Raw genomic sequence first — 1,200 nt, 5'->3', positions numbered from 1 at the left:
GGCCGGAGCACTTCGCCCCGGTCCCGGTCGCGCAGGCCCTGGCCGACCTGCGTGTCAGGCTTCAGGCCGCCGCGCCGGAGTGGGGCGCCGCCGATCAGGTGCCGGGTTTGCTCAGCACGTCCAGCCGGTAGTGCTCGTGGCGCTCGGCGTGGCGGTGCTGGAGCGGGGCGGGCGTGCGCCGCAGGGCCGCCCCGTGCACAGCGTCCCCGGTCTGCGGATAGTCGGGCACGGGGGGGGTCCAGTGCACCAGAATCAGGTCGCCCCCGGGGGCCAGCGCCGCCGTGAGCCGGTCGAGCACCGCTTCCAGGTCCCGCGTGCTGAAGTAGTACCCGACCTCCGACAGCACGATCAGGTCGAAGGGCCCCGGAGGGGTCTCGGCGGGCAGGCGGCGGCGTCCGAAGGTCACGTTCGCCCGGTCCCGGTTGCGCTCGCGGGCGCGGGCCAGGGCACGCTCGCTCACGTCCACGCTCAGGAGGGCGCCCGCCCGCTCCGAGAGCAGGCCCGTCAGCACCCCGATGGAGCAGCCGACCTCCAGGGCGCGGGCGTAGTGGTCCCGGGGCAGCGCGGCCAGGGTCCGGGCGTACTTGGCCCGCTCGTACTCGCTGGTCTCGAAATTCCAGGGGTCGTCGCTGGCGCGGTACACGTCCTCGAAATAGGCGTCGGTCAGGCTCTCGTCGGGGGGGATCATGCGGGGGCCTCCTGGAGCCATATGGCTTCCGGTTGAACAGTGGTGAAAGAGCTGGAAACCTGACGGGAGGGAGAAGGAGTAACGGTGACGGAGAGGAGCGGGCCGGCGCCCTTGAGGGCGTCCGTTCTGCCGGGGACGTGGAAGCGCCGAAGCGGAGCGGACTGGCAAAGCTGCGCCGCAGAGGGGCTGGAACGGACGTTCCAGACACCGTATCAGAGGGGAAGTTCGTGGTAGGTCTCGGTGCCGCCGAGCGCCCGCCCGATCAGGCTGGCGGGCAGGGTGAAGCCGTGCGGATCGTCGGTGATCAGCCCCAGCTGGGTGCGGTGTGCCAGGATCGCCCGGCGCTTGGCCGCCAGCCCGGAGCGCACGTCGAGGGTGAGGGGCCGGGTCTCGCCGGGGCGGGGCTGGTCGGCGCTTCCGCCGCGTTCTGCCAGCCAGACGGTGTACGCCAGCACCCGCAGGCGGGGAAAGGCGCGGGCCGCCCCCAGCAGCGGCGCCCAGGCCGCGCGGTG

Annotated in this window: 1 protein-coding gene and 1 pseudogene; both read right to left on the bottom strand. The window is 73.2% G+C overall.

Features of this window, described 5'->3' with window-relative positions; translation table 11 throughout:
- Positions 1-94: 94 nt before the first annotated feature.
- Positions 95-688: a class I SAM-dependent DNA methyltransferase gene (locus tag QOL99_RS17140; protein ID WP_285525610.1), complete on the bottom strand. Its 594-nt coding sequence runs from the start codon at positions 686-688 to the stop codon at positions 95-97.
- 212 nt (positions 689-900) lie between these two features.
- A pseudogene (locus QOL99_RS17135) lies at positions 901-1,200 on the bottom strand (PIG-L deacetylase family protein); the annotation flags it as partial.

This window comes from Deinococcus rhizophilus (genome assembly GCF_030271215.1).
GTDB lineage: Bacteria > Deinococcota > Deinococci > Deinococcales > Deinococcaceae > Deinococcus > Deinococcus rhizophilus.
The sequence above is the reverse complement of the archived record's forward strand: the minus strand, read 5'-3'. Positions and strand labels throughout refer to the sequence as shown.